Genomic DNA, 24,682 nt, shown 5'->3' on the forward strand with positions numbered 1-24,682 from the left:
CGAGAAGACCGACGAGGAGACCGTGGTGAGCGTGGCCCACCACACCTGACCGGCCCTGCCGAGACGAGCCGGGTGCGGGGCGGCGATCCCGCCTGACAGTGTCCGTCCCATGGGCGCCGCCCCGTACCCACCCGACCGCCCGCCGTCCGCGCGGGCCATCCGGACCGACGAGGGGAACCGAACGGTGCTGGCAACCGGCGCCCACGCGGCGGCCAAGGGCTATCACCGCGGCACACACCGGGCGGTGCCGCCCGAGGAGACATGGCAGCGCATCCGCCCCCAGCTCCCGCGGTACGGGGTGACCCGAGTGGCCGACGTGACGGGCCTCGACGACATCGGCATCCCGGTCTTCCAGGCCGTACGCCCCGCCTCGCGGACCGTCTCCGTCTCCCAGGGCAAGGGATTGACCGCCTCCGCCGCTCGCGTGTCAGCGGCGATGGAGGCCATCGAACTGTGGCACGCCGAGAACCTGCCCGCCCCGTCAGCAGCCCGCAGCGCAGCCCAACTTGCCCTGCCCTATCGCCTGAACCAGCTCGATCTCGCCGAGGGATCGCTGGTGCACGACGGTCTGCCGCTGCCCTGGCTGGCGGGCGAGGGCCTTCTCACCGGAGCCCCGGTTCCGGTCCCTGAGCCCGCCATCCGCCTCGACCACACCTACCGCGCCGAATGGACGCCCCCGCTGTTCCGCACCACCAGCAACGGCCTGGCCTCCGGCAACACCATCGCGGAGGCGACCGCACACGCCCTGGCGGAACTGTGCGAACGGGACTCCCTGGCCCGCCTGCGCGCCCGGCCCCGGAGCGACTGGCACCAGCTCGACCTCGGCACCGTCGACGACCCGGACTGCCGAACTCTCCTCCGGCTCTACGCCGCGGCGCAGGTGACCGTCGACGCAGTGGTCACCGACCGGCATCCCGCCTGCTTCGAGGCCCGCGTCCGCTCCGAGGCCCATCCGGTCACCTACACCGGCGCCGGCTGCCATCTGGACCCGGCCGTCGCTCTCAGCCGCGCGCTGACCGAGGCCGCGCAGAGCCGGCTGACCGCCATCACCGGGGCCCGCGACGACCTCCCGCCGCTGCTGTACCGCCCGGCCGACGGCCGCCCCCGGGCGCAAGAGGATCTCGGCACGCGTGCCATGGCATGGTGGACGGCTCCGGCCGGAGGCGACTTCGACGCCGACGTCCGCGCCCTCGCCGAGATCATCGCCGGCCGCACCGGCAGCGAGCCGATCCGCGTGGTCCTGCCCAGTCCGACCGCGATCCCCGTGGTCAAGGTGATCGCGCCGGGCCTTGCCTTCGACGACCGGACCAATGTCAGCGCGAGCACCGGCCACCCCCGTATCGGCGGTGATGTCCGATGAGCGTCACTCACGTCTACGCCGGGCCCTCCCTGGACGCCGCCGCCGTCCGTTCTCTGCTGCCGGACGCTGTGGTTCACCCGCCCGTACGGCACGGCGACCTGACGGCGTTACCGGCCGGACCCGGCGACCGGGTGGTCGTCCTGGACGGACAGTTCTTCCAGTCGGCGTCCGTACGCCACAAGGAGATCTGCGAGGTCATCGGAGACGGCGCGGCCGTATACGGGGCGGCGAGCATGGGCGCACTGCGGGCGGCCGAACTCGGCCCCTACGGCATGACGGGCAGCGGCGTCGTCCACCGCCTGTACGCCACTGGCCTGATCGAACGGGACGACGAGGTGGCCCTCGTCCACACCGAGCCGGACGCCGGATCCCGTGCGCTGACCGTCGCCCTGGTCTCGGTCCGTGTAGCGCTGCGCCGTCTGGTCCGCCGCCGCGCCGTCACCGACCGCGACGAGGCACGGCTGTTGGCCGCTGCCGAGCAACTGCCGTTCACCGCCCGCACTTGGCGGGGCATCCTCCAACAAGTCGAGGGCGTGTCCCTGGCGGCGGCCGATGCCGTGCGCGAGAGCGCGGCCGGCCCCGCGCACACCTGGGACGTCAAGGCCCAGGACGCCCGTGCCCTGCTCTCCCGACTGGCCGGCAACCCGGTGTCACCCGGACTCCGGTCCGCCGCCCCCGTGCCGACGACCATTCACGTAGAGAACTGGCGGCGAACCGTCGACGCCGAAAGCCCCACCCTTTTGACGGCCGCGCAGCTCTACGCCGACGACTATCCCGCTCTGCACCACCGGACCGTGCTGCAGCTTCTCACCGACGCTCGGGACGAGGACGTCCGGCTGCTGGAGAAACACGCCGTCGCCGCGGCGCGGCGCCGCGGGCTCCTGCCCGCCCACGGCCCCGTCTTCACGGCGTGGCTGAGCGGTGAGGAGGCGGACACGCCGGATGACAGTGCGCTCGCCCGCGTGCTGGTGCGCTCGTATCGCTGGTCCTGCGGCCTTACGCCACTGCCCGCCCTGGCGGACGCCGTCCGCCGCGTCCCGGGCGTGGGTCGCTTGCGGGAGCTGATCGCCGAGGCCGAACAGCTAAACGCCGAGCTGACCACGCGCGGTTATACCCTTGAGCGGGTCTCCCGCACGGCCTTGCACCGGCATTGCCTGCGCCGATGGAACGCCGGCTCGCTCGTCCCCGCTCTCTACGACCGCGGCTTCACCGGCGTCGACGATCTCGAGGCCCGCGCCGTGCGCTTCGCCCCGCACCTGGGCCTGGCCGATCCGCCCCGTCTGCGGCTGCTGGATGGCTGAACCACGAACAGGAGTACCCGACATAGTGCTGCACCGCCTCGTCGGCGACACCGACGCCCTGCGGCAAGCCTGGGAGACCGGTCCGCTGCACTCCCGCGAACTGGGCAGGCCCGTCAGCTGGGCCGGCGTCACCACGGGTGTGCCCATGGCACCCAATGGCGGCTACGTGCCCGCCTCCCGGTTCACCCATCGCACCGGCACCGGCGCGGGCCAGGCGGACGGCGTCGCCGACCCACACGCCGTGCTGCGGGAGATGGGGCGCGGCGCGACCGTGGTCCTGCGTGGCCTGGTGCGCTACAGCCCCGAAGTCGCCGCCTTCTGCGAACAGCTGTCGACCGAGCTCGGCTTCCCCACCTCGGCCGGTGCCTACCTCACCCCGGCGAACTCCCGCGGCGCGGGCCCGCACTACGACCCGATGTCCGTCCTGGTCCGCCAGGTGCACGGGGTGAAGCACCGGCGCATCCAGGCCCCGCCCACCTGCTGGCCGCGCACCCTGCCCGCGCCCAGCGAACGGTACGACACCCCGGTGATCGCCGAACTCGACCTGCACCCCGGCGAAACCCTCTACATCCCGCGCGGCGTGGTCCACGACGCCTGGACCACCGACAGCGAGTCCGTCCACATCACCTTCAGCGGCGACACCCCGCCTATGGGGGCCGACGTCCCGCACGACCTCGTCGACCAGGCCGCCGCCGCGGACCCAGCCCTGCGCGAGACCTTGCCCCGGCGCTTCGCCGACGACCCGGACGTTCTCGCGGGTCAGGCCAAGGAACGCCTCGCCGCCCTGCGCGCCTTCCTCGACACCGTCGACACCGACCAGTTGGCCGCCGGCATCGTCGACCGCCACGCGGCCCTGCCCGAGCCAGCACCCCGCGGCCGCCTCGCCAACGCCCTCGCCGGCACACCCGCCACGGAGCCGCCCCGGTGACGTCCGCCGACACCCGCTTCCCCCGCGTCCTGGCCGCCGCCGCGCTCTCCAACGTCGGCGACGGCATCCGCGTGGTCGCCCTGCCCCTGCTGGCCGCGGCCACCACACAGGACGCGTTCGCGGTGAGCGCCCTGACCGCGGTGGCCTTCCTGCCCTGGTTCCTCTTCGGCCTGCCCATCGGCGCCCTGGTCGACCGCAGCCGCCCGGAGCGGTTCATGGTCTGGGCGAACACCGCCCGCACCCTGCTCCTGGCCGTCCTGGCTCTCGCCCTCCTGGCCGATATGCGCTCCATGGCACTGCTGTACACCCTCGCTTTCCTCCTCGGCATCGGCGAAGCCGCCTACGACAACGCCGCCCAGTCCCTGATCCCCCGCGTGGTCCCGGACGAGAACCTGGAGAAGGCCAACAGTGCGCTGATCACCGCAGAACGCGTCGGTCAGGACCTGGTCGGGCCCGCCCTGGGCGGCCTGCTGTTCGCTCTCTCCCCCGCCCTGCCCTTCGGCCTCAACGCCGCCGCCATGGCCGTGGGCGTTCTGCTGCTCGCCCGCCTGCGCACCACCACTCCCACCCCGGTCGCCGCCACGCCCGGCGGGCGGGTGGTCCGCACCGTCTTCGCCGACGCCGTGGCCGGCATGCGCTGGCTGTGGCAGGCCCGCTTCGTACGCGCCGTCGTCCTCACCGGCTCCGCGCTCACCTTCTTCACCATGGCCTGGGAAGCCACCCTGGTCCTGCTGGCCCGCGGCCCCATGGGCGTGTCGGAGTCCGGCTACGGCGTCATGCTCGCCATCGGCGCGATCGGCGGCGTCACCGGCGCCCTCGTCACCCCCGCGCTCGTCCGCCGCTTCGACCGCCGCGCCCTCCAGATCACGGCGATCGCCACGACCGCCGCCCTCGCCCTCGCCCTCGCCGCCTTCCCCCACCCGGCCCTGGCAGCCCTCGCCTGGGGCGGCACCGGCGCCGCCTTCGCCGTCTGGAACGTCCTGTCGGTCACCCTGCGCCAGCGCCTCGTCCCCGCCGGCCTCCTGGGCCGCGTCAACAGCGCCAACCGCACCTTCTCCATGGCTGCCGTCCCTCTCGGAGCCGTCACCGGCGGAGCCGTCGCCAATGCCTTCGGCCTGCGCGCACCCCTGTGGCTGGCAGCCGGCGCCCTGACCGTCCTGGCCGTGGCCTACGCCGTACTGACCCGAACCGGCCCGGCCCGGGAAGCCGCCCCCGAACAGGACAAGGCGACGGAGCGGCAATGACCACAACCCTCGACGATCTACGGCGAATCCGCCTGTCCCCGTTCCGGTACCTGCTGAACCGCCTGCCTGCCCTGCGCGTCACCGATCTCTACGACGACGACCCGCGGCCGCGTGGCACTCGCCCTGGCCGCGGCGGCCTGTCCGTCACAGCGGTCGACACCTCGTATGCCGCAACCGCCCGGCTCAACGCCCACCTGGACAAGCATCCCGACCTCGCCGCTCGTATACGGGTGACGCGTCAGGACATCTTCGACAGCGCGGGCGGCCCTCGGCGAGGAATACGCGACAGCCGTACGAACGCCAGGTCCAGCTCCGGCGGCTCCAGGATCAGGGAGTAGAACCCCAGTCGCTCGGCCGCGTCGACGGCGGCGAACACTCTTTCTTGCTGCCCGGCTCGGTCGCGCCGCCAGGCGCCGGGCACGGAGGAAGGTCCCCGCACCCGACAATCCGGACACAGCCCCGGGTACACAGCACCCCTGCCTTATTGCACACTGGTTGCAATAGCTATATGCATGCAGAAAGGGTGGTCGTGTGCCGTCTCCGTTCGGCCTGACGCACTCGGACATCCGCCTCTTCACAGGCGAGGACCTGCTCACGCATGCCGCCACGCTGCACTCCGTGTATGCCGACGCCTTCTGCGCCCCGCCCTGGAACGAGGACGAGGAGCAGGCGGTCGAGTTCGTGGGACGGCTGGCGGTCAACGTGCACCGGCCGGGCTTCACCGCCGCGCTCGCCCTCACAGGCTCGGAGGTGGCCGGCTTCGCCACGGCCTGGACCACTCGCGCCCCCTTCCCCACGGACCGCTGCTACCCCCAAGCCGCCGCAGGTCTCGGCCCCGAGCGCACCCTGCAGTGGCTGTGCGGCGCACGCGAAATCGACGAACTCGCCGTCCGCCCCGCCACCCAGGGCACCGGCATCGCCGCCGCACTCCTTCAGGCCGTCACCACCGACGCCCCCGAAGGCCGCACTTGGCTGCTCACCTCGGTCCGGGCACCCCGGGCCCTCGCCTTCTACCGCCGCCAGGGCTGGACCCAGGCCACCCGTCCCTCCTCGCAGGACAACGGCATCACCGTCTTCCTCGGCCCCCACCATCCGGCCCGTACGGCCGCCGCCCTGCCCTTATGACGCACGTCGGACCGACACCACGCCCAGTTCTCTTCTCCTTGAGCGGGCGGCCGCCCCACAACGCTCCACCCGGGCTCTCAACGAATGCCTCAATGGGCACGAGGGTGGCCGCAATCCGGTCCGCGATCAGGGATGGGCGTCCTCCCCCTGGGCGACAGCCCGGCTGCCCCCGCACGCAGCCGTCTACCGGGCGCACCGCACCTGCTGTGACGTCGGTTCATCCATGCCTCCCACAGGAGACTTCTCCGGCAGACCGGCTCCCGACCAGATCTCCAGCAAGGCGCCCGAGGGGAGGATCTGCAGTAGGATGAGTAGCATGAGCGAGCCTACCGGCAAGTATTCGATCACCATGCCGCGCGATATCGCCGAAGCCGCCAAGGCCCGCAGCGGTCCCTCCGGTCTCTCTGCTTACGTGGCTGCCGCCGTGGCCCGGCAGATCGAGCGCGACAATCTCAACGAACTCATCCGGGTCGCCGAAGCCGAGCACGGGCCCGTCACCGACGAGGAGATCCAGGCGCTGCGCGACCAGCTCCACCAGGCCCGCCGTGAGCAGACCGATCAGACGCAGGGCGGGGCGAACGCCGCGTGACCCGCTCCCCCGCCCTTCCCGGCGGCACGCTGGTCCTGGACAGTGAGGGACTGGCCAAGGCCGTCCTGCGTGACCGCACGGTCACCGGCTGGCTGGCCCTCGCCCGCGCCGACGACCTGCGCGTGATCACCTCCGCGGCAACCCTCGTCGAGGTGGTCCACCCCCGGATCAACCGCCCGGCCCTGGAATGGACGTTGTCCCGCCTGGTCGTCGAGCCGGTCACCGAGCCGATCGCCCGCCACGCCGCCGCCATCCTCGCCGATGCCGGCCTGCACGGCCACAAATACGCCATCGACGCCATGCTCAGCGCCACCGCCCTCGCCGCCCCCGGCCCCGTCACGATCCTCACCTCGGATCCCGAGGACCTGACCGTGCTGTGCGGCGGACGGGCCACCGTGATCAAGGTCTGATCCGACCCCTCGTCGATGGGGCAGTGCTTTTCGGCCCAGCCGCTACTGATCCAGGTCAGGTGACTGGTCCTCGTAGGCGCTCCGAAGCCCTTCGACGCGCTGGTTGTTGATGGACTGCCGGTCGTACAGGCACTTCGCGTAACGGCTCAGCAGGACCTCGACGCCGTTCCCCGCCCGCTGGGCGACCTCAGCCGGATCCGCCCCGGCACCACAGCCACGTGGACAGCGCCGAATGCCGCAGGTCGTACGGACGCTTCGCCAGCGGGGTGCCGGCGGTGGTGCAGCCGATGCCCCGGTCCTGCTCGGTGAAGAACAGCCGCCCGTCGTCGGCCGCGCCGAACCCTCGGGGCGGTTCTTCAGCCCGCGCTCGTCGTGGAACTGGCCGGTGCCGGTCCACCGTTTGCCCGCCTGCGGCCGAGTACGGCGCGAGATCAACCGCCCCCAACCAATCCTGGACAGGCGGCAGTCCCGCAATGCCACCGCAACCGCCTCCTCGGGGCGCAGACCCGCGTAGTACATGCCGGCGAAGAACCCGACCAGCCGACAACCGCGGGCACGACGGTGCGCTTGCGTCGCATCGTCTCCACGGCCGCCTCACCACCGTCGAGCTTGCGGCGCAACGATTCCAGTACATCGCGCGCCGGCACCGGATCATGCAGGTCGACCAGGGGTCGGGACGCCTTGGCCACCCACTGCAGCACCAGCCGGTCTTCCGCCGGCATCAGCGGTCCGCATCGTTCCTCCAGGACTTGGGAAGATACAACTCGCCACCCCGAACCACCGACGCCTCGGTCGATCGATCCCTGATCCCCTATCACCGCTGAAGACATCGGACGCATTCATCCAGGTCGAACTCATTCATCTAGGTCGAGCTGGGGCGGCCGGGACGTGTGGTCGCCAGGATGCCGCCCAGGAGGGTTCCCAGCGTGCCGAGCGATTCCATGGAATGTGCCGCCCGTTTCGCCACCGCGCCACCGCTGCGCAATTCGGCGTTCACCTGCTGGAATACCTGCTCGTCCAGGAAGTAGGCCCAGCGTCGGATCCCGAGGCCCCGCGTGAGCTTCACCAGTGTCTCGATCGTCAGATTCGTGCCCTCGGCCGACTCCGCGGCGGCCAGGGTACGTTTTGAGACACTTGTCAGCCGGGCCAACTCCATTAAGGTGAACGGGCCTTCCGGGTGATGTCGTCGTATATGACGCAACCGCCTGGCGATCTCGGGAATCACCGATGCCTGCTCGTCAGCGTCGCAGGGCGAGGAACCTGAGGCCTCGCCGTTTCCACTGCTGGCCATTTCTACACCTCCGGGTGCAGTTTATTGCAACTTCCATGATCCAATTTTGAAGTAGTCGTTGACCGGTGCCGCGCGTCGACTTAAACTCGCTGGGCAGCTATGGGAAACGGGGGACAACATGAAGGGTTCAAAATCCAAACAGATTGAGCAAACACTTCAGACCGCGGATGCATCGAACGGAAATATTCTGCTCTGCGTCTCAAGGGAATGCATATGCTGGTGAATCTACTGGGTGATATGGAGGTGGTGGAGGACGGCGTTGCGGTTGCGCTGGCGGGCGAAAAGCTGCGGGCCATCATGGCTGTCCTTGCGTTATCCCCCGGCACATCCGTCTCATTCAACGATCTCATAGACGAACTGTGGGGAGAGCGGCCGCCGAGGAATGCCGCCAACTCCCTCCAGAGTCACATCGCCCGGCTGCGCCGCATTCTTGCGGAAGGCACGGGAAAGCCGGACATGCGCGAGGTCATCGAGACCACCCCCTCCGGTTACATCCTCCGCATACGGCCCGTCGACGTGGACGCCACCCGATTCGAGACACTCATCACCTCGGTCGAACGGATCATTGACATTTCCCCTCAGCAGGTCGCCGAGCGACTCACCGAGGCGCTCGCGCTCTGGAGGGGGCCCGCACTTCTGGACGCCGGTTCCGGCATGATGTGCCGAACCGCCTACGCAGGCCTGGAAGAGACCCGGCTGATCGCTCGCGAGCGTCTGATCGACGCACGCCTCGCACTGGGTGAATACCAGGCGATGGTGCCGGAGATCGAACAGCTCTCCATGCAGTATCCCTTGAGGGAGAGATTCTGTGAACAGCTCATGACCGCGCTGTACCACTCGGGGCGCCAAGCGGAAGCACTCGACGCATATCAGCGCACCCGACACCGGCTGACCCACGACCTGGGTCTCGAACCGAGCGAGAGGCTGCAACAGCGGTTTCAGAAGATACTCAGCCGCACACCGATGGTCCGGTGAAGGTCTGCTCTCTAGATTGACTTGGTCACCCTTAGTATCTGCCAGATGGCCCCCGGCCTCACACCGCCCTCGAAGGCGAGATACTCCGGGAGCACCAGGTGCGGTCCCCACTTCTCCTTGTAGGCGAGCTGGCTTCTGGACGGATAGACGGACTCACCGTGCTCCGCCAGGAACCTCATGAACTTCGCCGTCATCGGGCTGTGGCCCGGCAACTCGTGCTCGGACCGCAGCGTCGTGAACGGAGTGAAGCCGAAGTGCAGCCACTGCGCCCCCTCCTCCCGGAAGACGCCCATGGCCGTGGAGTTGAGGGCCTCCATGACGCCGGGAGGGGGGTCCGCGACTCGCCGGCTGAGGTCGTGCAGCCACCCGGGGTTCGAGCCGTAGGCCGGCGAGTAGGAGATGTAGGCGATGGGCGCCCCCTCCAGCAGGCCGACGAAGAGTCTGCGATGTTTCTGCGCGGGACCTCCGAGCTGGCCCACCAGGAATTCGATCTCCTTCACGTGTCGGCCCTTCGATCGCAGCCAGTTGCTGTCGAGCTGGGCCAACTGGCTCCGGTAGCTGTCGAAATCGACCTCGCGCACCTCGAGACCGCTCCGCTCGGCGCGCGATATCTTGTTCCGGATCTTGACGAACTTCGATCCGCGCAGGGAGAAACCAGCGAGGTCCACCGAATATGACGCACCGACTTGGTTGACCACAAAACCTTCGGACTCGTACATACCGGAGTCCGATGTCTGCAGCTGCATCGCGACGATGCGACGACGCTTCTCGGCCGCGAACTTCTTGAACTCGCGCAGTAGTTCCACGCGGCGTTCCTCCGGGGCGAACACTCCTCCGAACTGAATCAGATAGCGGCCGGCTCCACGGAAGACGATCACCCCCTCCTCCCCGGACACAGAGAAGGTTTCATTTCCGTCGTTAAGGGCCAGAAACGCGCTCGGGTTGTCCGCGTACTTTTCGATCGCCGACTTAATCCGTGACCTTTCGAGGTCACTCATGAGACTCGGGGCCGGCGCCTGTTCCTTTGACCGCTTCATGGAAAATCCATCCTTCACGTCGCCTCGCCACAGCACCTGAGGGAAAGCATATCCATTGCTGCGGCAAGTCGTCTGACAGGATGGTTTCAGCGCGCTGTCAGTGCTGTTTCAGTGCCCGCTGTCAGGGTCGAGGCAACGTCGAAATGCCCACCGAGAACGTGAACACGACAGCAGGGAGTGAGAGTGGGGATCACGCAGTTGTCCCACGCGAATCCGGCTCCATCAAATGCGGTGAGAAGCACCGTTCCTTTCCGGTCCTATTCTTCCTATGTGGGCGGGCAGGACCGCGACAGCGATGCCTGGGTGTATGTCGTGAATTCCGGGGTGCTGCTGGACGACGCTTTCGCGAGCCTGTCGCTCAAGCGGAGGCTGGAGCAGGGGCGCGTCGCGCCCAAGGACCTCCCACCCAGCATCGTCGGCCGTGTCGCGAAGGCGGACCGGCCGACCGTCGAGGCGGCGCTGGAGGCGGCCGCGGCCGCCGCGCCGGTCTGGGGGGCCTACCCCCTGGAGACGCGCCTCGAGAAGGTCGGCGAGCTCCTCTATCGCAGGCTGACCGAACGAGCCGAGGAGATCACGCGGATCCTGGTCGCCGAAGGGCACCCGGTGGTCCTGGCCCGCTGGCAGGTCTCGGGAATGCTGGAGTGCTTCGGTCCGGAATCGTTGGGCTTCTACCGCTCGCAGATGCACCAGGAGTTCCGGCACGGCGAGCGCCGCATCCAGGTCCGCCGGTGCCCGGACGGCGTGGTGTGCCTGAACCCGCCGCAGAACGCGCCCTTGTCCAGCGCCCTGCTGGGCGTCACGTCCATCATGGCCGGCAACGCCCTGGTCGTCCGCGCTCCGCGCAGCGCGCCCCTCGGTGCGATGTACGTCCTGCACGAGGTGGTACGGCCGGTGCTCGAAGAGGTCGGGGCGCCGCCCGGCACGCTCAACGTGGTGTGCGGGGACCCCGTTCCGCTGCTCTCGGCGTGGGTGGAGAGCCCTCATGTGAACGACATCATCTACTTCGGCAGCAGCGAGAACGGCGTCCGGTTCCAGGAGCGCTGCCTTGCCGCGGGCAAGAAGCCGATCCTGGAACTCGCGGGCAACGACGTGGTGGTGGTCTGGAAGGACGCCGACCCGGAGCTGGTGGCGGAAGCGCTGACGGAGAGCTTCTACGGCTCGGGCCAGCTCTGCATGATCCCCAACCAGGTGGTGGTGCACCCGGACATCGCCGACGCCCTCATCGCCTCCCTCGTCCGCCAGGTCGGCCACATCAGGCCGGGGCGGCCGGAGGAGGAAGACGTCCTGCTCACCCCCGTGCTGCGCAACGAGAAGTTCTTCAGCTGCCTGCGCGACGCGTTGGACAAGGGCGCCGAACTGGCCTGTGGCGGACACGCGATGCAGGCCGACGAGAGCCGCGACACCGCCGGCATCTTCCTGGAACCGACGGTCGTGGTCGTACGCGGCCTGGAGGGCGCGCGCGACATCGACGCCGTACGACACGAGACGTTCTTCCCGCTGTTGCCGCTCATCGTCGCGGAACCGGCGCCGGACGAGGTGCTCCTTGAGCGCTTCGTCGCCTATGTGAACAGCAATGAGTACGGCCTGCGCAATTCGGTGTGGGCGACCTCGTCGACGGTCGTCGACACCTTCCTGAGCCAGATCCGCAGCGGCGGACTGCTGAAGATCAACGACTCCCACATCGGCTTTCTCCCCTATCTGCCCACCCACGGCGGCACCGGCCTGACCGGAGGTGTCTTCGGCGAGGCCAACTATCCGATCCTGCGGACGAGCCACCTGCAGGGAGTCAGCATCAGCCCCGGATCCAGGCCTCGGGAGGCCGTCTTCGGAGCGTGGAAGGCCTTGTTCCCCACGAAGAGGAGTCGCGAGTTCTGATGCGTTCACTCGACGCGGCACGACGGACGTGCGAGGACTTCCTGCCCGGCCTCCTGGGCGGACTCGGCGACGTCCCGCTGGAAGAGCTCGAGCGGCCGGGCAGCCCCTCCGTCGACCTCTTCCGCTCAGCCGGTGGACCCGGTCTGGTGATCCCCAAGACCTATGAGGGGGCGGGCGCGGATCCGCTCCAGGCCCTGGAGGTGACGCGCGCCATCGCCGCGGCGGCCCCCTCACTGGCCGTCGCCACCACCATGCACCACTTCTCGGTGGCCACCCTCTTCACGCTCGCCGACAGCCTGCGGAACAGCGGCATGGAGTGGGCGCTCCTGGAGGGCATCTGCTCCCAGAACCTGTTGGTGGCCTCCGGTTTCGCCGAAGGGCAGCCGGGGCGCGGCATCCTCGCCCCCACGATGACCGCACGGGCCGTCGAGGGCGGCTACGCCATCGACGGATCGAAGAAGCCGTGCAGTCTGTCCCGGTCGATGGACCTGCTCACCGCGAGCGTGGCGCTGCCCCGGCCGGACGGCGGCAGCGACCTGGCGGTGCTGCTCGTGCCGAGCGAGGTCGAGGGCATGAGCGTGCGGCCGTTCTGGTCCAGCTGGGCGCTGGCGGGCGCGGAGAGCGACGAGATCCGGCTCACCGACGTATTCGTCGACGAACAGCAGCTCATGCGGACCGAGTTGGGTGACGCGGGGGAGCTCGACGAACTCCAGACCGTCGGGTTCATCTGGTTCGAACTGCTCATCTCGGCCTGTTACGTGGGCATGGCCAGCTCCCTCGTCGAGCGGGTGGTGGCCCGCGGGCGCGGCAGCGAGTCCGACCGTGCCCAGCTGGTCGCGCGTCTTGAGTCGGCCATGCTCCTGCTGGAGGGCGCGGCCCGCATGATCATGGACGGCGAGACGGGCAACACCGCGCTCGGCAAAGCTCTGTTGGCCAGGTTCGGCTGCCAGGACGCGCTCGGCGACGCGGTCCGCCGGGCCGTGGAAGCGCTCGGCGGCATGGCGTTCATCGGCTCCTCGGACGTCGCCTACCTCGCCGCGGCCTCACACGGCCTCGCCTTCCACCCCCCATCCCGCAGCAGCTTCGCCGGCCCCTTCATGGAGCACGTCGACGGCCGGCCGCTGAGACTCACATGAGGACACCGATGAGCGTCACATCAGCACCCTCCGCGACGTCCGCCGGGAGCGCCGGACCGGCGTACGAGCGAGAGGCGCTGGGGAAGCTCTACCGGACCCGGCTCAACAAGGGCCGGGCCGTCCTCGGCGAGATGTTCGGCGGCCACGTCGAGTGGGAATCGAAGGGCGCCTGGGTGACCACCACCGAGGGCAAGCGCATCCTCAACTGCGGTGGGTACGGCGTACTGCTGCTGGGCGCGCGGCACCCCACCGTCGTACGACTGGTCGAGGAGCAGCTGCACCGGAACCCGGTCGCCACCCGAGTGCTCCTGGAACCGCAGGCGGCCCTGGCGGCGGACGCCCTGGTGGAGGTGGTCCCGCCCGGCCTCGAACGCGTCCACTTCGCGAGCTCGGGGGCCGAGGCCGTCGAGACCGTCATCAAGATGGCCCGGACCAAGGGCAAGGACCAGCTGGTGGCGATGCACGCCGGCTACCACGGCAAGACCATGGGGGCGCTCAGCCTCACCGGCAAGGAGATGTTCCAGGCCCCCTTCCGGCCGTTGCTGCCCGACGTCCACCATGTGCCGTTCGGCGACGCCGAGGCACTGGAGCGGTTGCTCGCCACCATTCCGGGGCGGGGCTGCGTCGTCGTCGAGCCCGTCCAGGGAGAGGCAGGTGTCATTCTGCCGCCCGACGGCTATCTGCGGGCCGTGGCCGAGGCGTGCCGCCGGCACGGCGCGTTCTTCGTGCTGGATGAGGTGCAGACCGGACTCGGCCGTCTGGGCACCTGGTTCGGGGCGGACCGGGAGGGCGTCACGCCCGACGCGCTGCTCGTGGGCAAGGGGCTCAGCGGCGGTGTGATCCCCGTGTCGGCGGTGGTGGCCACGCCGAGCGCGTTCTCCGTCTTCGACCGCGACCCCTATCTGCACACGTCCACGTTCTCCGGCGTGCCTCTCGCCATGGCGGCGGCTCGCGGCGCGATCACGGCCATCAAGGACGAAGGGCTCGTCGAACGCTCCCGTGAATTGGGTGCCGAACTGCTCACGACCCTGGGCGACACGGTCAGGGAGCACTTCGGCGACGCGGTCCACGAGGTGCGTGGGCGCGGCCTTCTGCTCGGATTCGAGTTCGCCGAGCCCGGTATCGCCGGGGACCTGCTGATCGAGCTGGTCGCGCGGGGCGTCATCGCCAATCACTCGCTCAACTCCCATCTGACGCTGCGGCTGACGCCGCCCGCGATCCTCGACAGGTCGGAAGTGGCATTCCTGTACGAGGCGTTCGACAGCGCCTGCCGGGCGCAGGCGTCCCGTTACGTGCCGACTTCCAAAGGTGGCCCTGATCATGCGTAGTGTTCACGTGGCTCTCGCCGTGCCGGACACCGACCCCGGCGCGGTCTTCGACCGGGTGCGGCACTTCGCCGCCTACCCCGAGCTGGTTCCCGTGGTCCGGTCCGTGACCGTGCACGAGGTCAGTGCCACGGAGGAGACCAGCGACTGGGAGGTGTACTTCCACAACGGCATCCTGAGCTGGACGGAGGAGGACCGCCTGGACCGGGCGCGGCTGACGATCGACTTCTCCCAACTCGACGGTGACTTCGACTCGTTCACCGGATCCTGGCGCGTGTCCCGGGCGGGCGCGGGGTGCCGCGTGGACTTCGACGCCGAGTTCGACTTCGGCATTCCGAGTCTGGCCGGAATCCTGGATCCGGTCGCCGTGCGGGTCTTCAAGGAGACCATCGCCCGCATCGTCAGCGCCCTCTTCGCCGGCGCCGCCGTGATGGACGACGAGGCGGTCGCAGAGGCACTTGCGGGGTCGAGCTGATGGACACCAAGAACCTCTTCATGACCGGCACCACCGCGTGGCTGGTCCGCGCGGAGTACGGTCTTGGCCTGATCGTCTCGGTGGTGCTGTTCTTCGTGCACCTCGGCGACGTGCGCTGGATCCCGGCCGTCGTGCTCTTCGTCTACATCGACCTGATCGGCTACCTGCCCGGCGCCTACCGCTATCACCGCACCCACGCCAGGGACAAGGCCGCTGGGCGGTCCGGCGGCACGGAGATCCCGAAGATCTACTACATCCTCTACAACGTCATGCACAGCCTGGTGACACAGGGCCTCGTCGCGCTGGTGTGGATATCGGTGTGGGGCTTCGAGTGGGCCCTGCTGGCCCTGCCCATCCATCTCTTCGGCGACCGCGCGCTGTTCGGGAACTTCCTCAAGCCCTTCGCCCTGGCCTTCGAGCCGGAGGTACACCCCGCGTACCGGCGCTTCAGGAGCGAGTTCGGCGAGGTGGTGGCAGCGAGTGACGCCGTACGCGTGCCGCGGCCGGTCGGGACGGGCTCGCTGTGAGCGGCGTGACCGCCGAGCAGACGCTCACGGCCTGGCCGCCGGGAGCGGCGGCGCCGTCGGCGGCGGTATCGGCGGGCGGCCCCGCGGACCAGCTGGCCACCGGTGTCGTGGTGCTGACCTGCGGTGGCGAGGCGGATGTCCAGGGAGTCACCGTCAGCACGCTGGCCCTGGCGTCGGTCGAGCCGCCCATCGTCTCCGTCGCGTTACGGCGCGGGAGCCGGGGGCTGAGGGTTCTGCTCGGCACCTCCGCCTTCGTCGTCAACGTCCTGGGATCGGGGCAGGAAGGGCTGGCCAGGCACTTCGCCCACAGACGCCGGCCGACGGGCGTCGATCAGCTGGCTCCCGAGACCTGGGCCGGCCGCACGCAGGACGGCGTGCCCGTGCTGCGTGACGCCTTCGGCTGGCTGCTGTGCAGCGTGCAGCGCACCGTGCCGGTGGGTGATCACGAACTGCTGCTGGCCGGGGTCGACCGGTCCGTGCGCGGCGGTGGCGCGCCGCTGCTCAACTTCGCCGGCGGGTTGCACCGGTTGCCTGCCACCACGACTTCGGAGAGGGACTGACCATGGCTTTCGCGAACATCCCGGCAGAGGCCGACTGGACGCAAGCCCCGTCGCTGGTGGACGGGGCCATCGAACTCGAACTGAGCGCACGCTCGTGCGACCTGCGGTACTGGCTGGGCGCCGTACCGCAGGGCACCCTGCAAGGCAACGTGCTGGGGCACGCCGACGACGTACGCCCCCATCCCGTGACGACCCGGCCGGGCCCGTTGAACAGCGCGCTCACGCAGGAGCTGGCGTTCCGCTCCATCGCGGAGGAGAAGGCCACGCGCGCCATCGCCCACATGGTGGCGCTGGCCCCCGACAACGACAGCCTGGAGTTCTACTCCACCCAGCTGCTCGACGAGGCACGGCACGCCATGGTGTTCCGGAGCCATCTGCTGCAACTGGGCATAGGGCAGGACGAACTGTGGGCGACCGTCGAACGTCTCGCGGGGGCCGACCGGGACGCGGTCCTGGTGCCGCTGGAGGAGTTCGGGCTGCGCGCCCTGCGCGACCGGGGTGACTTCATCGGCGGCGTGCTGGTCCTGACGGTCCTGGTCGAGGGTGTCCTGGCGCCGGCCGCCGAGCTGAGCGAGCGCAAGTGGCGCGTCTTCGATCCGGCCGCCGCCGACATCGAGCGCGGCGCGGGCATCGACGAGATACGGCATCTGGCGGTCGGCAGTTCGATCATCCGCGATCACCTGCTCAACCGCCCCGAGGACAAGCCGCGCCTCCTGGAACTCCTGAAGGAGGGCTACGAGCTGTGGGGGCGGCTGCCGGTCGAGGACGTGGTGCTCGACCGGGAGAAGCTCTTCCAGCAGGGCGTCGAACAGCACGGCGAGCTGCTCGGCGACTACGAGGTGTGGCCCGGACGCCGGCTCGTCGACACCACGATCGAGGAGCGCATGGCCACCGGTCAGGAGTGGGCGCAGCGCATGCAGCGCTCCCGCCTCGCTTCCATGGGCCTTGAGGAGGCGCTGTGACCCACCTGGACAAGGGGCCCGACACACCGGTGGCCGGTGCCGTGAGCGCCGCTCGGACCGGGCCGGCCGACCTGGACGAGGTCACCCGCCTGGTGAGGTCCGCCGGACTGATGGATCAGCAGCCCGCCTACTACGTCTACAAGATCGCGTTCAATCTGCTGCTGCTGTCCGGGGCCTGGACCCTCTTCGCCTGGCTGGGCGACAGCTGGTGGCAGCTGGCGACCGCGGTGCTGCTCGCCTTCTGCTTCGCCCAGACGGATCTGGTGGGACACGACGCGGGCCACCGGCAGATCTTCCGCACCCGCAAGGCGAGTGACGTCATCGGGTACCTCCACGGCAATCTGCTGACCGGCGTCAGCTTCGGCTGGTGGGTGGGACACCACACGAAGCACCACAACTACCCCAACCACCTCTCCCTCGACCCGGACGTCACACGCCGTCAGGTCATCTTCGCGAGCAAGGACCGCAGCAAACGCACCAGTACCGCCGGGCGGTTCATCGTGCGCCACCAGGCCTGGATGTTCTACGTACTGATCATGATGGAAGGGCTGCGACTGCATCTGTCCGGTTATGTGGCGGCCCGCAAAGGGGCGCTCAAGCGGCACAAGGCCGCCGACCTGAGCGTGCTCACCTTCCATCTGGTGGCCTATCTCGCCGCCGTGTTCTATGTGCTGCCGCCGGGCAAGGCCGTCGCGTTCATCGTGGTCCATCAGGCGCTGTTCGGCTTCTACATGGGCCTGCTGTTCGCGCCGAACCACAAGGGTCTGCCCGTGCGGGACGGCGAGAAGGAGGAGCTGGACTGGATCACCCGCCAGGTGGTCACGTCGCGCAACCTGCTCCCCAGCCGCATCACCCAGTTCTTCTACGGCGGGCTCAACTACCAGATCGAGCACCACCTGTTCCCGTCCATGCCCCGCCGCAACCTGCATCGGGCACAACCTCTGATCAAGGACTACCTCGTGAGCCACGGGCTCCCCTACGTCGAAGTACGAGTGGTGAGGTCCTATCTGGAAGTCGCGGACTACCTGGGCGAAGTCAGCCGGCAGGTACGGGACCTGGAGCAGGAGGACGCCGTCCTCGCGCGGGCCCGTCGGTGAGCCCGACGGCAGTGGTCCGGGGCATCGGCGCCTGGGTTCCTCCCCGGGTCGTGACCAATGAGGAGCTGGCCGCGGAGCTCGACACCTCGGACGAGTGGATCCGCGGCAGGACCGGTATCGCCCGGCGGCACATCGCCGACCCGGGTATGGCCACCTCGGACCTGGCGGTCGAGGCCGGCGGCAGAGCGCTGAAGTCCGCTTCGATGGATGCGGCGGACTGCGTCATCGTGGCCACCACCACGCCGGACCGGGTCTGCCCGGCCACCGCGCCCCTGGTGGCCTCCCGGCTCGGCCTGGGCACGGCCGCAGCGTTCGACGTGGGCGCGGTGTGCACCGGATTCCTCTACGCGCTGGCCGCCGGGGCCGGACTCGTCACCGCGGGTACGGCCCAGAGCGTCCTCGTGCTGGGCGCCGACACCTTCTCCAGCATCCTCGACCCCCAGGACCGCTCGACCCGGGCCGTCTTCGGGGACGGGGCGGGCGGGGCCGTGGTGACCGCGGGCGACGCCGAGGAGCCGGGCGCCCTGGGCCATTTCGACCTGGCGAGCGACGGCACGGGCAGCGGGCTGATCACTGTTCCCTCGGGCGGCTCCCGCGACCCGATCCGCGCCGACTCGGTGGAGCGGGCCGATCCGTACTTCCGCATGGAGGGCAAGGCCGTCTTCCGCAACGCGGTGGAACGGATGGCCGCGTCCGCCCGGCGCGTCGCCGAGGACAAGGGCTGGAGCGTGGCCACCATCGACCTGCTGGTGGCCCACCAGGCGAATCTGCGCATCATGCACGCCGTCGCCGATCAGATGAGGCTCCCCCGCGAGCGCTGCGCGGTCAACGTCGACCGGGTCGGCAACACCGCGGCGGCGTCCATCCCGCTCGCGCTCGTCGACGCGGTGGAGGACGGCACGCTCCTCCCCGGCCACCAGGTGGTCCTGACCGCCTTCGGCGGTGGACTCACGTGGGGCTCGTGCGCCCTGAGATGGCCCGACCTGACGCCCGGCTGAGAACAGCGCGCCCCCGAAGGAAAACAGTCCGTCCCGCCCCCGTCCAACAGCAGTACCTGACATCTCGAGGAGACTCCGATGAGCGACACCAACGGCATCTACGATCGTCTCGTGGCCCTACTGGCGGAGGGCTTCGGCCTGGAGACCGGCGAGATCGATCCGGACCAGACGTTCAGCGAACTGGAGATGGACTCCCTCGCTCTGGTCGAGCTCGGCCTCACCGCCCAGCAGGAGTTCGGCGTCGCGCTCGCGGACGAGGATATCCAGTCGGGCGACACCATCAGCCAGGCCGCCAAGGTCATCGAGACCAAGGTGGCGAGCCTCGCATGACGTCCGCCCGCAGACCGTCGCACGTGGCGGTGACCGGCATCGGCCTGGTGACCGCCGCGGGCATCGGCGCGGAGACCGCGTGGCGGAACATCTGCGCGGGCGAGGCGACGGCCGCGGCGCCCGTCCCCGCGCTGGAGGGAACGCCCGCCGATTTCGGCTGCGCGGTCCAGGACTTCGGCCGGTCGGGCCTCATCGAGCGGCGCAAGGCATGGAGGCTCGACCGCAGCAGTCAGTTCGCCGTCGCCGCGGCGAGCGAGGCGCTGGCGGACTCCGGCCTCTCCCCCGCCACCTGGGACGGAGCCCGCGTCGCCGTGGTGCTCGGCAGCGGCATCGGTGGTGCGGCCACCTGGGAGAAGCAGCACCAGGCGCTGCTGCGGGACGGACCCGAACGGGTCTCCTCGCTCCTCATCCCGATGCTGGCCATCAACATGGCGGCGGGCTACGTGGCCATGGAGTGCGGCGCGCAGGGCCCCAACCTCGTCACGGCGACGGCCTGCGCGTCGGGCGCCACAGCCGTGGGCGTCGCCCGTGACCTGCTGCGGTCCGGAGCCTGCGACGTCGTGATCACCGGCGGCACCGAAGCGTGCCTGGTCCCCTCCATCATCTCCGGATTCAGTCAGATGGGCGCGCTGTCCCAGCGGCGCGGGGATCTCCGTACCGCCTCCCGCCCCTTCGACGTCGACCGGGACGGATTCGTGCCCGCGGAGGGCGCCGCCGTCCTGGTCCTCGAACGGGCCGAGGACGCACAGGCCCGTCGAGCACGGGTCCACGCGCTGGTCAGTGGATACGGCGCGTCCGCGGACGCCTACAACGCCACCGCCCCCGACCCCGAGGGCGTGGGGGCGGAACTGGCGCTGCGGGCCGCCCTGGCCGACGCCGGCGTCGGCCCTGGGGACGTCGACCACGTGAACGCACATGGGACCTCCACGCCGCTGAACGATGTCGCCGAGGCGAGACTCATCAGCCGCGCGCTCGGGGCGCGTCCGGCCGTGTCCTCGGTGAAGGGCGTGCTCGGGCACGCGCTCGGCGCGGCCGGGGCGATCGAGGCCGCGGTCACGGCGATGACACTGGAGCGCGGTTTCATTCCACCGACCGCCAACCTGGAGAGCCAGGACCCCCGCATCGAGATCGACGTCGTCTCCAAGACCGGCCGGGACAGCCGTCCCGAGGTGGCCGTCAGCAATTCCTTCGGGTTCGGCGGACAGAACGCCGTGCTCGTACTCACTCGGGCTTGACCCCCGGGCCCACCACGACAGGCAGGGGTATGAGGTGCCACGACCACCGGAAGCCGACGGGTCGTTGACCGTGCGGCTCGCACAGTGGGCGTCCGGTCTGCGCCACGCGGACCTGCCCGACCGGATCAACGCCTATGCGACCAGCCAGCTCATCTCGCACCTCGCCGTGGTCCGGGCCGGCATGGCGCACCCGCTGGGGCAGAGGCTGGTCAAGGCGTTCGGGTCACCGACCGACGACCGCCCCGATCAGGCGGCGTACGTCCTGGCGGCGCTCTCCGCGTGTCTGTACTACGAGGACAGCATGTACGTGGGCCACGTCTCGCACTCCTCGGTCGGTGTGCCCTTGGCCTTCCGCAACGAACAGGGGCTCACCGGGGCGCGGTTGCTCACGGCGGTGGTCGCCGCCAACGAGTGCGCGGCCAGGGTGACCGCGGCGAGCACTCTGGGCCCCTTCCGCGGCCAGACCGCCGCGCACGCCCAACTGGTCGGTGCCGTCGCGGCGGTGTCGCACGGGGCGGGCGCGCCCGTACACCGCTGGACCGACGCCTGGGGCCTTGCTCTGGCCGCCCCGCCGTGGTCCCTGCGCCGCGCCTTCCTCGGCAGTGACGCCAAGGTGCTCTCCGCCGCCGTACCCGTACGCATCGGTCTGGACGCGTGCCGGGCGGCGGAGGCGGGGCTCACGGGAGCCGAGGACATCCTGGAACACCCCGGAGGGCTGTTCGCCAAGGTCTCCGACGTGGCCTCGCCCGAGGTGGTCACGGCGGGCTTCGGCGCCCGCTGGCACACGGAGACGCTGTCCTTCAAGGTTCATCCCGCCGGCGCCTACGTCGACGCGGCCATCGACTGTGCCGCCGAGCTGCACGATCTGCTCACGTCCGCGGAGATCGAGGGCATCGACGAGATCGTGGTGCGGGCCGCGCGCCTGACCATGGTGATGGACGGCGAGGCACGCCCGTATCTCGACCGTGAGCGCTCCGCGATCCTCGCGCTCAACCTCTCCGTCGCCTACAACGTGGCGACCGCGCTGCTCACCGGCTCCGTGACGGCCGACGACCTCGCCGAGCCCGCCACCGCCGACCCCGTGCGCTGGGCGCTGGCGTCGAAGGTCCGCCTCACCTACGACCCCGAGCTGAGCCGTCGGCTGCTGGCTGCCACGGCACCGCTGGGGGAGGCGCTGCGCCAGGCCGAGGGGGGCGCGCAGGAGTGGTTCGCCGCGTTCTCCGGTGGGAGAGCCGCGCCCGGCGTCTTCCCGAAGGGCGGGCCGAGCGTGACCTTCGAGCACGCCACGAAGGCAATCGGCTCCCGGATCGACGTCACGCTGCGCGGCGGCCGCGTACTGCGGGCGGAGCGCACACACGCCGTGGGCTCGGCCGGGGCCCGAACCCGCCGCGACCACCGGGTGATCGCGCGCGCCAAGCTGGCCGCCACCGGTGTGCCGCCGGACGCCATCGAGGCGCTGGAGCACACCTCCTCGCTCGGGGCGGCCCAGCTCGACGCGACGGTCCGGGAGGTGCTCGGCGCATGACGGACCACACCCGCGTCGGCACCCGCTCCCGGGCGGCCTTCTTCGACGTCGACGAGACCCTGATCGCAGTGAAGAGCATGTTCCGGTTTCTCGCACACCACCTCGCGGCGATCGGCAGACCTCCGTCCGCCTACGACGAGGTGATCGCCCAACTGCGCGCGCTCGCCGCCGAGGGAGCCGGCAGGGCAGAGGTCATGCGCGCCTACTACCGCGTGTACGCGGGGCAGCGCGCCGTGGATCTGTCCGCCCAGGGGCGTGCGTGGTTCCGGCAGGAGCGGTGTGCGGGGAACCTGTTCCTGCCCGCCGGCCTGGAGGCCTTCCAGGAGCATCTGCGCCGGGGAGACCTCACCGTGCTGGTGTCCGGCTCCTTCGCCCCCTGCCTCGATCCGCTGGCCGACTGCCTCGGCGCCGCGCAGGTCGTGGGCGCCCGCCTCGAAACCGTCGAAGGCGTCCACACCGGACGCCTCATCACGCCCATGCTGGGCGAGGACAAGGCGGCCGCGGCACGGACCGTCATGGACACCCACGGCATGGACCCCGCCGAGTGCGGTGCCTACGGCGATCACGCATCCGACCTTCCCATGCTCCTGACCGTCGGGCACCCGGTCGTGGTGGGCGACGATCCTGTCCTGGTCCGGCACGCGACGGCCCGTGGCTGGCGAAGGCTGCCGGGCCGGGCCGGCCGGCCGGACACCGGAACGGCGTCGGAGGATGGCGCCGGATTCTCGCCAGCCCGGCCACCCACCGGCTGGCATCGTTGATCCCCCATCCCGCGCAGCCTTCAGAGGAGTCCGGACATGACCGACACGACGGAGTACGCAGCCGAAGCCGCCGACCCCTACCTGCTGTCCCCGGGCGAGGGCGCCCGTGTGCTGGCAGACGCCCCGTGGAAGCGGCTTGCCGTACTGGGGGACAGCGGCGCCGAAGGAGTCACCGAGGCGTACGAGGGCTATCGGTACCTGCCCTGGGGGGAGCGCTTCATCCAGGAGCTGCGGACCGTGCAGCCGGACCTGGAGGTCCTCGAGCTGGGGCTGCGCAACCTCTTCGCCGCGCAGGTGCGCGAGACGCAGCTGGCACCGGCGCTGGAGTTCCGGCCGGACCTGGCCGTCGTGTTCTGCGGAGGCAACGACATGTTGCAGCGGCACTTCGACGTCGACGCGGTCGAGTCCGAACTGTCGCTCATCATCACGCCGTTGCGGGAATCGGGGTGCACGGTCGTCACCTCGGGCCTCTTCGACATCACCGTCTCCCCGTACGTCGACGAGCGGTACCGCAAGCCGATGAGCGAGCGCATCGCCGCCTGGTCGGAGCGGACCAAGCAGGTGGCCGAGCGGCTCGGAGCGGTCCACGTGGACCTGCCCCGGCACCCCGCGGGCAACGAGGAGATCTTCAGCACCGACGGCCTGCATCTCAACGCCCGCGGCCAGGCGATCCTGTGCACCGAGATCGTACGAAGCCTCGGGCAGCACCTGCGGAGCCGCTGAGCGAGGCCGGCGTCGCGGGCGCCGTCCACCACATCTGCCCAGGGGAGGATCTGTGATGTCCGGTTCGCGTGCGTGCGTGGCCACGACCAAGGACGACGTGCGCCGCCTCGGTGGTTCCTTCATGAAGAGTCCGGAGGCCCGGCAAGCCGCCGCGGACCTGGGCATGTCCCGCCACGGCTACTACTTCCGGGGACGCGGCGGTGTCCTGGGTCCAGTGACCGCGGACGTCACCGCCGCCGTCTTCGGGTTCTTTCCGCTGGAGTTCGTCCGCACGCACTGTGCGGCGCCGCAGCACACACCGCCGCCACCGGACATCACGGCCCGCTACGCGGAGTCGTGCCGTGCCTGGGGGCGCCGCTGCCTGGCGGGCTTCTCGTCCGCCGCCCGGCTCGCCGAGCTCATGGAGACAGTCGCCGACCGGGTGGAGGTGCCCGGTATCCCTCTGTTCGCGGGCTGGCGGGACGTCCAGCGCCCCGATGACGCTCCCGCGCGCGTCGTCCAACTGGCCCATCTCCTGCGGGAACACCGTGGCGGCCTGCATCTCTCGGCCGTGCTGACCACAGAGATCACGCCACTGGAGGCCACCCTCACCCGGGACAACGGCCTTCGGCGAGCGGAGTTCCTGGGATGGCAAGGTCCCTACCCCCGTATCGACGGGGAGACGCACGCCCGTCGTGCGGCGGCCGAGGAACTGACCGACCGGATGGCGGCCCCCGCCTACGAGGCGCTGAGCGCGTGCGAGGCGGACGAGTTGAGCGGGCTGCTGCGCGCCGCGTCGGCCCTGGCGATGGCACGGCACAGGTCTGCCGCGCCGCAGGCCGCCGACGCCCTTACCTGAGAAGCCGTCCTGCGCGGCCGGGGTTCTCCCGGGCCCCGCAGGACGGCTCGTCGTC

Annotated in this window: 26 protein-coding genes and 1 pseudogene; 24 read left to right on the forward strand and 3 right to left on the reverse strand. The window is 70.2% G+C overall.

Annotation, left to right across the window (positions count from 1 at the left end):
- The first annotated feature begins 109 nt into the window (after window positions 1–109).
- From ACWDZ7_RS14295 to ACWDZ7_RS14330, 8 genes are all read left to right on the forward strand, one after another.
- Window positions 110–1,360: a YcaO-like family protein gene (locus tag ACWDZ7_RS14295; protein WP_451796972.1), complete on the forward strand. Its 1,251-nt coding sequence runs from the start codon at window positions 110–112 to the stop codon at window positions 1,358–1,360.
- Window positions 1,357–2,661 (forward strand): TfuA-like protein, encoded by a 1,305-nt coding sequence (locus tag ACWDZ7_RS14300; protein WP_451796973.1) that lies wholly within the window; start codon window positions 1,357–1,359, stop codon window positions 2,659–2,661. Before ACWDZ7_RS14295 ends, ACWDZ7_RS14300 begins: the two co-directional genes overlap by 4 nt.
- 25 nt (window positions 2,662–2,686) lie before the next feature.
- Complete coding sequence (locus ACWDZ7_RS14305) at window positions 2,687–3,589, forward strand: JmjC domain-containing protein (protein WP_451796974.1); 903 nt, start codon at window positions 2,687–2,689, stop codon at window positions 3,587–3,589.
- Complete coding sequence (locus ACWDZ7_RS14310) at window positions 3,586–4,833, forward strand: MFS transporter (protein ID WP_451796975.1); 1,248 nt, start codon at window positions 3,586–3,588, stop codon at window positions 4,831–4,833. The genes ACWDZ7_RS14305 and ACWDZ7_RS14310 overlap by 4 nt, the downstream gene beginning before the upstream one ends.
- Complete coding sequence (locus ACWDZ7_RS14315) at window positions 4,830–5,171, forward strand: hypothetical protein (protein WP_451796976.1); 342 nt, start codon at window positions 4,830–4,832, stop codon at window positions 5,169–5,171. The genes ACWDZ7_RS14310 and ACWDZ7_RS14315 overlap by 4 nt, the downstream gene beginning before the upstream one ends.
- A gap of 193 nt (window positions 5,172–5,364) precedes the next feature.
- Window positions 5,365–5,958 (forward strand): GNAT family N-acetyltransferase, encoded by a 594-nt coding sequence (locus tag ACWDZ7_RS14320; protein ID WP_451796977.1) that lies wholly within the window; start codon window positions 5,365–5,367, stop codon window positions 5,956–5,958.
- Window positions 5,959–6,274: 316 nt separating this feature from the next.
- Window positions 6,275–6,547: a CopG family transcriptional regulator gene (locus ACWDZ7_RS14325; RefSeq protein WP_451796978.1), complete on the forward strand. Its 273-nt coding sequence runs from the start codon at window positions 6,275–6,277 to the stop codon at window positions 6,545–6,547.
- A complete protein-coding gene (locus ACWDZ7_RS14330; protein ID WP_451796979.1) occupies window positions 6,544–6,957 on the forward strand; it encodes a PIN domain-containing protein in 414 nt (137 codons plus the stop codon). Before ACWDZ7_RS14325 ends, ACWDZ7_RS14330 begins: the two co-directional genes overlap by 4 nt.
- A 42-nt stretch (window positions 6,958–6,999) precedes the next feature.
- Here ACWDZ7_RS14330 and ACWDZ7_RS14335 read toward each other — a convergent pair.
- Window positions 7,000–7,679, reverse strand: a pseudogene (locus ACWDZ7_RS14335) (tyrosine-type recombinase/integrase); the annotation flags it as partial.
- Window positions 7,680–7,819: 140 nt separating this feature from the next.
- Window positions 7,820–8,248 carry a helix-turn-helix domain-containing protein gene (locus ACWDZ7_RS14340; protein WP_451796980.1) on the reverse strand — a complete coding sequence of 143 codons (429 nt, stop codon included), beginning with the start codon at window positions 8,246–8,248 and terminating at the stop codon, window positions 7,820–7,822.
- 213 nt (window positions 8,249–8,461) lie between these two features.
- Here ACWDZ7_RS14340 and ACWDZ7_RS14345 point away from each other — a divergent pair, with 213 nt between their 5' ends.
- Complete coding sequence (locus tag ACWDZ7_RS14345) at window positions 8,462–9,223, forward strand: AfsR/SARP family transcriptional regulator (protein WP_451796981.1); 762 nt, start codon at window positions 8,462–8,464, stop codon at window positions 9,221–9,223.
- Between the two features lie 11 nt (window positions 9,224–9,234).
- Here ACWDZ7_RS14345 and ACWDZ7_RS14350 read toward each other — a convergent pair whose 3' ends face one another.
- Window positions 9,235–10,221, reverse strand: a complete 987-nt coding sequence (locus ACWDZ7_RS14350) for a bifunctional lysylphosphatidylglycerol flippase/synthetase MprF (protein ID WP_451797105.1) — start codon at window positions 10,219–10,221, stop codon at window positions 9,235–9,237.
- 309 nt (window positions 10,222–10,530) lie between these two features.
- Here ACWDZ7_RS14350 and ACWDZ7_RS14355 point away from each other — a divergent pair, with 309 nt between their 5' ends.
- From ACWDZ7_RS14355 to ACWDZ7_RS14425, 15 genes are all read left to right on the forward strand, one after another.
- On the forward strand, window positions 10,531–12,135 hold the full coding sequence (locus ACWDZ7_RS14355; protein WP_451796982.1) for an aldehyde dehydrogenase family protein: 1,605 nt from the start codon (window positions 10,531–10,533) through the stop codon (window positions 12,133–12,135).
- A complete protein-coding gene (locus ACWDZ7_RS14360; RefSeq protein ID WP_451796983.1) occupies window positions 12,135–13,271 on the forward strand; it encodes an acyl-CoA dehydrogenase in 1,137 nt (378 codons plus the stop codon). Before ACWDZ7_RS14355 ends, ACWDZ7_RS14360 begins: the two co-directional genes overlap by 1 nt.
- A gap of 8 nt (window positions 13,272–13,279) precedes the next feature.
- On the forward strand, window positions 13,280–14,599 hold the full coding sequence (locus ACWDZ7_RS14365; RefSeq protein WP_451796985.1) for an aspartate aminotransferase family protein: 1,320 nt from the start codon (window positions 13,280–13,282) through the stop codon (window positions 14,597–14,599).
- The gene (locus tag ACWDZ7_RS14370) at window positions 14,592–15,071 is read left to right on the forward strand and encodes a type II toxin-antitoxin system RatA family toxin (RefSeq protein WP_451796986.1); all 480 of its coding nucleotides are present in this window, start codon (window positions 14,592–14,594) and stop codon (window positions 15,069–15,071) included. Before ACWDZ7_RS14365 ends, ACWDZ7_RS14370 begins: the two co-directional genes overlap by 8 nt.
- Window positions 15,071–15,598 carry a hypothetical protein gene (locus tag ACWDZ7_RS14375; RefSeq protein ID WP_451796987.1) on the forward strand — a complete coding sequence of 176 codons (528 nt, stop codon included), beginning with the start codon at window positions 15,071–15,073 and terminating at the stop codon, window positions 15,596–15,598. Before ACWDZ7_RS14370 ends, ACWDZ7_RS14375 begins: the two co-directional genes overlap by 1 nt.
- Window positions 15,595–16,158, forward strand: coding sequence for a flavin reductase family protein (locus tag ACWDZ7_RS14380; protein WP_451796988.1), 564 nt, complete (start codon window positions 15,595–15,597; stop codon window positions 16,156–16,158). The genes ACWDZ7_RS14375 and ACWDZ7_RS14380 overlap by 4 nt, the downstream gene beginning before the upstream one ends.
- A gap of 2 nt (window positions 16,159–16,160) precedes the next feature.
- The gene (locus tag ACWDZ7_RS14385) at window positions 16,161–17,120 is read left to right on the forward strand and encodes a VlmB-like protein (protein WP_451796990.1); all 960 of its coding nucleotides are present in this window, start codon (window positions 16,161–16,163) and stop codon (window positions 17,118–17,120) included.
- Entirely contained in the window at window positions 17,117–18,217 is a 1,101-nt protein-coding gene (locus tag ACWDZ7_RS14390) for a fatty acid desaturase family protein (RefSeq protein ID WP_451796992.1), read from the forward strand. Before ACWDZ7_RS14385 ends, ACWDZ7_RS14390 begins: the two co-directional genes overlap by 4 nt.
- Entirely contained in the window at window positions 18,214–19,215 is a 1,002-nt protein-coding gene (locus ACWDZ7_RS14395) for a beta-ketoacyl-ACP synthase III (protein WP_451796994.1), read from the forward strand. The genes ACWDZ7_RS14390 and ACWDZ7_RS14395 overlap by 4 nt, the downstream gene beginning before the upstream one ends.
- 78 nt (window positions 19,216–19,293) lie before the next feature.
- Window positions 19,294–19,545: an acyl carrier protein gene (locus ACWDZ7_RS14400; protein ID WP_451796995.1), complete on the forward strand. Its 252-nt coding sequence runs from the start codon at window positions 19,294–19,296 to the stop codon at window positions 19,543–19,545.
- Window positions 19,542–20,780 (forward strand): beta-ketoacyl-[acyl-carrier-protein] synthase family protein, encoded by a 1,239-nt coding sequence (locus ACWDZ7_RS14405; RefSeq protein ID WP_451796996.1) that lies wholly within the window; start codon window positions 19,542–19,544, stop codon window positions 20,778–20,780. The genes ACWDZ7_RS14400 and ACWDZ7_RS14405 overlap by 4 nt, the downstream gene beginning before the upstream one ends.
- Before the next feature lie 34 nt (window positions 20,781–20,814).
- Window positions 20,815–22,305, forward strand: coding sequence for an MmgE/PrpD family protein (locus tag ACWDZ7_RS14410; protein ID WP_451796998.1), 1,491 nt, complete (start codon window positions 20,815–20,817; stop codon window positions 22,303–22,305).
- On the forward strand, window positions 22,302–23,066 hold the full coding sequence (locus ACWDZ7_RS14415; protein WP_451796999.1) for an HAD family hydrolase: 765 nt from the start codon (window positions 22,302–22,304) through the stop codon (window positions 23,064–23,066). The genes ACWDZ7_RS14410 and ACWDZ7_RS14415 overlap by 4 nt, the downstream gene beginning before the upstream one ends.
- 36 nt (window positions 23,067–23,102) lie before the next feature.
- Window positions 23,103–23,789, forward strand: a complete 687-nt coding sequence (locus ACWDZ7_RS14420; protein ID WP_451797000.1) for an SGNH/GDSL hydrolase family protein — start codon at window positions 23,103–23,105, stop codon at window positions 23,787–23,789.
- Between the two features lie 55 nt (window positions 23,790–23,844).
- Complete coding sequence (locus ACWDZ7_RS14425) at window positions 23,845–24,627, forward strand: SCO6745 family protein (protein WP_451797001.1); 783 nt, start codon at window positions 23,845–23,847, stop codon at window positions 24,625–24,627.
- Window positions 24,628–24,682 lie beyond the last annotated feature (55 nt).

This window comes from Streptomyces sp. NPDC003032 (assembly GCF_053591415.1).